Annotated in this window: 6 protein-coding genes and 1 rRNA gene (1 of these 7 cut by a window edge); 1 reads left to right on the top strand and 6 read right to left on the bottom strand. The window is 31.0% G+C overall.

The window, feature by feature from the left end; all coding sequences use genetic code 11:
- A 16S ribosomal RNA gene (locus AC5YGC_RS00630) occupies positions 1-740 on the bottom strand; it reaches 735 nt to the left of the window's first position.
- Positions 741-1,070: 330 nt separating this feature from the next.
- Between AC5YGC_RS00630 and AC5YGC_RS00625 the strand changes: the two genes are divergently transcribed.
- Positions 1,071-2,369 (top strand): peptidoglycan DD-metalloendopeptidase family protein, encoded by a 1,299-nt coding sequence (locus AC5YGC_RS00625; protein WP_496139737.1) that lies wholly within the window; start codon positions 1,071-1,073, stop codon positions 2,367-2,369.
- Positions 2,370-2,371: 2 nt separating this feature from the next.
- On the opposite strand, the gene AC5YGC_RS00620 is transcribed toward AC5YGC_RS00625, so the two are convergent.
- Genes AC5YGC_RS00620 through AC5YGC_RS00600 form a run of 5 tightly spaced genes read right to left on the bottom strand, consistent with a single transcriptional unit; the run spans position 2,372 to position 7,100 of the window.
- A complete protein-coding gene (locus tag AC5YGC_RS00620) occupies positions 2,372-2,848 on the bottom strand; it encodes a DUF4167 domain-containing protein (protein ID WP_496139736.1) in 477 nt (158 codons plus the stop codon).
- Between the two features lie 14 nt (positions 2,849-2,862).
- Complete coding sequence (prmC, locus tag AC5YGC_RS00615; RefSeq protein WP_496139735.1) at positions 2,863-3,705, bottom strand: peptide chain release factor N(5)-glutamine methyltransferase; 843 nt, start codon at positions 3,703-3,705, stop codon at positions 2,863-2,865.
- The gene (gene prfA, locus AC5YGC_RS00610; protein WP_496139734.1) at positions 3,706-4,779 is read right to left on the bottom strand and encodes a peptide chain release factor 1; all 1,074 of its coding nucleotides are present in this window, start codon (positions 4,777-4,779) and stop codon (positions 3,706-3,708) included. It abuts the gene before it with no gap.
- A gap of 5 nt (positions 4,780-4,784) precedes the next feature.
- Positions 4,785-5,885 (bottom strand): flavodoxin-dependent (E)-4-hydroxy-3-methylbut-2-enyl-diphosphate synthase, encoded by a 1,101-nt coding sequence (gene ispG, locus AC5YGC_RS00605; RefSeq protein WP_496139733.1) that lies wholly within the window; start codon positions 5,883-5,885, stop codon positions 4,785-4,787.
- Between the two features lie 3 nt (positions 5,886-5,888).
- On the bottom strand, positions 5,889-7,100 hold the full coding sequence (locus AC5YGC_RS00600) for an aspartate kinase (protein ID WP_496139732.1): 1,212 nt from the start codon (positions 7,098-7,100) through the stop codon (positions 5,889-5,891).
- Between the last annotated feature and the right edge of the window lie 26 nt (positions 7,101-7,126).

Genomic DNA, 7,126 nt, shown 5'->3' with positions numbered 1-7,126 from the left:
GGTATCTAATCCTCTTCGCTACCCATGCTTTCGTTCCTCAGTGTCAGTAATGATCCAGAAAGCTGCCTTCGCAATTGGTATTCTTTCTAATATCTACGAATTTCACCTCTACACTAGAAATTCTGCTTTCCTCTATCATACTCTAGCTGAAAAGTTTTGATGGCAGTTCCAGAGTTAAGCTCTGGGATTTCACCACCAACTTTTTCAACCACCTACGAACTCTTTAAGCCCAGTAATTCCGAACTACGCTAGGTCCCTTCGTATTACCGCGGCTGCTGGCACGAAGTTAGCCGGACCTTCTTATTCGGGTACAGTCATTTTCTTCCCCGACGAAAGAGCTTTACAACCCAAAGGCCTTCTTCACTCACGCGGCATCGCTGCATCAGAGTTTCCTCCATTGTGCAAGATTCCCCACTGCTGCCTCCCGTAGGAGTTTGGGCCGTGTCTCAGTCCCAATGTGGCTGATCATCCTCTCAAATCAGCTATTGATCATAGTCTTGGTAGGCCATTACCCTACCAACAAACTAATCAAGTGCGGGCTCATCCAATGGTGCATAAAGCTTTCTCCGTAAAGACTTATCCGGTATTAGCACAAGTTTCCTCGTGTTATTCCAGGCCAAAGGGTAGATACCCACATGTTACTCACCCGTCTGCCACTAAGTATTGCTACTTCGTTCGACTTGCATGTGTTAGGCGTGCCGCCAGCGTACGTTCTGAGCCATGATCAAACTCTCAAGTTAAAAAACGGCGCACACTAGCTTCATATATAAATTGTAAGAATACAATCCATACGATTTTGAAGTGTGTACGACAAATTTTGGTAACCTTAACCGTCCACACTTCTCTTCTTAAATTTTTACTTTTTAAATAGCTAATTGGGTCTAAAACGCCCAATAATCCTCACTAATCTATTGAGTAAACAATAATTTTACTGAGAAAGTGTGCTGCTTATAAGCTAAAATAAAAGTAAATCAAGCATTTAGCATTTAAATAAATGCTCAAATATACCAATAAACACAAGGTTTTTTTTGATTTTTAGTCATTACTAAATTAATAATTCTTAATTCAAGATGATATTTAGTTTAAATAAAATAATAGAAATAATAAAAAAAAACATTGAGATTACTTTTCTTTTCTTGTTATTGTTAATTACGATTTCAAGCACCACTATCCATAACAAAAAAAAAGTATTAATAGATGAAAATTACAAAAATTTAATAAATAATATTTATTTCCAAAAAACTATCAACCAAATTTTTGACAATCTAGTTCCAAGATATAAAAATATTGATCATAAAATTTCTAGTGGTGAAACGTTTGATAAAATTTTAAATAATTATTCAATACCCAATGAAGAAATTAATCAGATCAAAAGCAAATTAAATTCGGATTATGATATAAATAATCTTAAACCAAATCTTGAAATAAAAATTACTATTGATCAATCAAATAATAAAAAAATTACTTCTTTTTTATTTCCAGTCTCTAGAACAGAAAAGATTCAATTAACAAGAAATCTAAATAACAACCTTTTTGAAAAAAAAAAAATTATTACAAATTTAAATAAAAAAATTATTTTTAAAGAAGGAAAAATTACACAAAGTTTATATAAAACAGCTATTGATTTAAAAGTTCAACCAAACGTGATTATTGAGTTTGCAAGAATTTATGGATTCCAAGTTGATTTTCAAAGAGATATTAGAAAAAATGATAATTTTCAAATCATGTACGAAGTTTTTGAAGATGATGACGGTAAAATATTTGAGACAGGAAACATAATTTTTGCAGATCTAAAGCTAAGTAGAAAAAATAATGCCTTATATTATTTTGAAAAAAAAGGAAGTGAAGGACACTATGACGAAAATGGTAAGAGTGTTGAAAAAGCATTGATGAAAACCCCTATTAATGGTGCAAGACTTTCTTCTGCTTTTGGAATGAGAAAACATCCTATAGATGGTTTTAATAAAATGCATAGAGGAACTGACTTTGCTGCACCAATGGGCACTCCTATTATGGCATCTGGAAGTGGACTTATAACGAGAGCAAGATGGTGTGGTGGTGGTGGAAATTGTATTAAAATAAAACATAATTCAACTTATGAAACTATTTATGCCCATATGAAAAATTTTGCTAGAGGAATAAAAGAGGGAATAAGAGTAAAACAGGGCCAGATAATTGGTTATGTCGGATCGACTGGAAAATCTACAGGTCCACATCTACATTATGAGGTAGTTGTAAATGGAAAAAAAGTTAACTCTCAAAAATTAAAGTTGCCTTCCGGCAAAACTCTTAAAGGAAAAGAAAGAAAAATATTTGAGGTAGAAAAAATTAAATTAGATGTCTTAAAATCAGAATTAATTATTGGATAAAATTAACTAGCTGCAACTTTCTTTTCAACCACTTTTTTAGCTGCACTTTTTACAACTTTTTTAACTTCAGGTTCGGTCATTTCTTTTTTGACCGTTTCAGCTTCAATTTTAACAACTTCTTCAACTTTTTTTTCTGAATCCACTGGCTTAATACTTCCAGTTGCGGGTGAATTTACTCTAGCCATTCTAATGCTTTCTTGCTCATTTTGAACTCTTGTAAAGTGATCTGCATGTTGAAAATAATTTTCAGATAAAATTTTATCTTCATTGGCTAAGGCTTCTCTCGCTAAATCATTATATTTTTCAATAAGTTTAACTGCATTATGATTATTTCTACCTGGAATTTTTCTTTGAAAATTATCATTGTTAGAAAATTTCGACCCTTCATTATTACTTCTAAATGGAGGTCTTCTATTATTATTGCTTCTAAACGGAGGTCTTCTATTATTATTACTATTATTGCTTCTAAATGTTACCATAATATTTTTTCAATTTAAATTTTAGTGCTGATTATACAGCGATCATTATTGCCATAATCTTTTATGGCTTTGTTAACGTAAAAACTTTCTTCTTTTAATATTTTTATAACTTTACTTTTTTGATTAAAACCTATCTCTAAAATAAATTTACCATTTTTTTTAATCAGAATACTTGCCTTATTGATTACTTTTCTGATTTTTGAAAAACCATCAAACCCACCACTTAAAGCTAACTTTGGCTCAAAATTAACTACATCTTTTTCCAAATATTTTAAACTTAACTGTTCAATATATGGAGGGTTTGAAACAATGATATCATATTTGCCATTTTTAAAATTGTCAACACTTGAGTGAAAAAACTTTACTCGGTTAGTTAAGTTTAGTTGTTTTGCGTTAAATTTGCTTACATTTATACTTTTTTTAGAAATATCTATTCCCGTTCCATAAAAATTGGGTCTTTCTTTAAGTATGGATAAAAGAATACATCCAGATCCAGTTCCAATATCAAGAAGTTGTAATTGTACATTTTTTGAATAGGTTTTTAAAACTTGCTCTATTATTAATTCAGTATCTGGTCTAGGAATTAGCACATCTTTATTAACAAAAAATTCATCTTTCCAAAAATCTTTTTTGTTAATTAAGTAGGCAATTGGCTCTCCTTTTTTTCTTCTTTCAATCAAACTTCTAAATTTTCCCAATTGTTCTAAGTTCAAAATTTCTTTAGGATTTAAAATGATATATTTTTTATCCCTTTTAATCGAGTTAGATAATAATATCTCACTATCGAGTTGAGGATTGGCTATATTATATTTTTGTAGGATACTTATTCCTTCATTTAGAATATTCTCTATATTCATTTAATTAAGATTACTCAATTTTTCTTCTTGTGCTTGAAGCGTTAAGCTTTCTACCATTTCATCAAAGGCTTCACCTTCTAAGAAGGCTTCAAGTTTGTGTAGGGTTAAATTAATACGATGGTCTGTTACTCTTCCTTGTGGAAAATTATATGTTCTAATTCTTTCAGAGCGATCTCCAGTTCCTATTTTACTTTTTCTATCTTCTGATCTTTCATCGTCTATTCTTGATCTTTCTAATTCATAAAGCCTTGATCTTAAAATTAACATCCCTTTTGCTTTATTTTTGTGTTGTGATTTTTGATCTTGTTGAGATACAGATAGCCCTGTTGGAATATGAGTAATTCTCACAGCACTATCAGTTGTGTTAACAGATTGTCCACCTGGGCCACCAGCTCTAAACACATCAATTCTTAAGTCTGAATCATTTATTTTTATATCAACTTCTTCTGCTTCCGGTAGTACAGCCACTGTTGCAGCAGAAGTGTGAACTCTTCCCTGAGTTTCTGTATCTGGAACCCTCTGAACACGATGAACTCCACTTTCATATTTCAATGTTGAGTAAATATTTTTTCCTCTAATTGATGCAATGACTTCTTTGAGTCCCCCTGCCTCACTCTGGGACATGCTTATTAATTCTAATTCCCATTTTTTTTGATGACTAACTTTTTCATACATCTTGAAAAGATCTGCAGCAAATAAACTTGCCTCTAACCCTCCTGTACCTGCTCTAATTTCTATAATTGCATTTTTTTTATCTGCTTCATCTTTTGGTAATAAAAATAGTTTTAATTTTTTTTCTATAGACTCATTTTCTAATTTTAAATCTTTTAACTCTACTTCAGCCATTTCTTTAAACTCATTATCGCTACTAGAATCTCCTAATATTTTCTCTAATTCATTTTTTTCCCCCTCATAAGAGAAATATTTTCTAGCGTCATCAATTACATCATTTAAATCTGAGTATTCTTTTGATTTTTCAGCAAAAAGTTTTTTATCCACTTCACCTAATGATAATTCTTTCTCCAAAATAGAGTGCTTAGATATTAAATCTTCGATAGTTTTTAGAGGTATCATTGTATTTATAATTTTTTATCAAGTTCGGCAGCTTTTTTTTCGACTTCACTTACAACTCTTGCTATTATGTCTTCTGATAAAACTTTTTCACTTTGAATACCAGATAAATAAAGCATATTGTTACCCTTACCACCTCCGGTTATTCCTATATCCGTCATTGCTGCTTCTCCTGGTCCATTAACTACACAGCCAATAATTGATAATGTTAAAGGAGTTTTGATGTGAGAAAGTTTATCTTCTAATGTTTTTACTGTATCAATTACTTGGAATGCTTGTCTTGCACATGATGGACAAGATATAATTTTTACACCTCTATTTCTTAAGTTAAGTGACTTTAATATTTCATTACCAATTTTAATTTCTTTAACAGGATCATCAGACAAAGAAATTCTTATAGTGTCTCCTATTCCATCCATTAAAAGTGACCCAAGACCTATTGATGACTTAACACTGCCTGTCACAAAACTTCCAGCTTCTGTGATCCCTAGATGTAGTGGATAATCTGTAACTTTTGATAGTTGACGATACGCTGCAATAGATAAAAAAATATCTGAAGATTTTACACTTATCTTAAAATTAAAAAAATCTTGATCTTCTAAAATCTTAATATTTCTCTGTGCACTTTCAACTAAAGCTTCTGGACATGGCTCCTTATATTTTTCTAAAATATCTTTTTCAAGAGAGCCAGCGTTAACACCTATTCTAATAGAGCAATCGTTATTTTTAGCAGCACTAAGTACATCGTGTATTTTTAATTTATCCCCTATGTTTCCTGGATTAATTCTTAAACATTTTGCTCCATTTTCAGCCGCTTCTATTGCTCTTTTATAGTGAAAATGAATATCAGCAATTATTGGAACAGATACATGTTTTGTGATCTCCTTAAGAGCTAATGAGGACTCTTTATCTGGGCACGAAACCCTAACTAGGTCAGCACCCTCTTCATGAATATCATTGATTTGTTTTATTGTGGCCTGAATATCAGTTGTTAAGGTGTTAGTCATAGATTGGACAGAGATAGGATTGTCTCCACCTATTTTTACATCACCAACATTTATAACTTTTGTTTTTTTTCTATGAATGTCTCTAAATGGTCTTAAGCTCATAAGTTAATCTAACTTAAATTCTTTGTGAAGCACTGCTACTGCTTTTTTTATCTGTTTATTTGAAATTAAAACTGAAATTTTAATTTCAGAAGTTGAAATAACCATTATGTTAATCTTTTTTGAAGCCAATGCTTGAAACATTCTATAAGTAATTCCTGGTGTTGAAATCATACCAACACCAATAATAGATATTTTTGAAACATTATTATCGTATGTAAATTTTCTAAATGAAATTTTTTTATTTTGTTTAATTATTTTTTCTGTTTTTTTTGCATCCTCAGATTTAATTGTAAAAGTTAAGTCTGTTTCTTTTCCATTTAAAGAAATGTTTTGAACTACCATATCAACATTAATTTGATTAAGTGATAATGGTTTAAAAATAGCAGCTGCTACTCCTGGTCTATCCTTAACACCCACAATCGTAACTTTAGAATCATTTTTTGTAGAAGTAATTCCAGTTATTATTTGATTACTAAAGGTTTTTTTTGCACCAGTTATTAATGTGCCCTTCTTTTTTTGAAATGAAGATTTAACTGAAAAATTAATGTTATTTAGTTTTGCATCTTGTACAGAAGTAGGCTGCATAACTTTTGCGCCTAGCGATGCCATCTCTAACATTTCGTCGTAGGAAATTTTATGAATTTTTTTAGCTTTTGAATGATTTCTTGGATCTGTAGTATAAACGCCATCTACATCAGTGTAGATATTACACGCATTAGTATTAAAAAATTTTGCCAGCATTATTGCCGATGCATCAGTTCCACCTCTTCCTAGTGTTGTGATCCTGTTTTCAAAATTAATGCCTTGAAAACCAGTGATGATAGGTATTCCACCTGATTTCATGAAACTAAGTATTTTTCCTTTATTGATTTTGCTAATTCTTGAAGAGCCATAAGGTCCCTCTGTAATAATTGGCAGCTGCCATGACATCCATGATCTAGCTTTAAAACCAAGGTGTTTTAATCTTCCAGCAATTAACGCACAAGTTGCTTGCTCTCCTGTTGCTAATAAAACATCATATTCTGCTGCATCAAAGCTATTACTTAATTCTTTTGTTTTTTTTATTAATTCGTTAGTTGTACCACTCATCGCAGATGAAACTACAATAACTCCCATTTTCTTCTTTTTATAAGAAGAAATAATTTTTGCTACATTCTTTATTCTATCTATGCTTCCAACAGAAGTTCCACCAAACTTTAATACAACAGTTTTCATTGATAATTTTGTAATTTATAATTGAT

The organism is Candidatus Pelagibacter sp. uisw_138, assembly GCF_059512485.2.
Note: the sequence above shows the minus strand (reverse complement) of the source record. Positions and strands in the feature narration are given on the sequence as shown.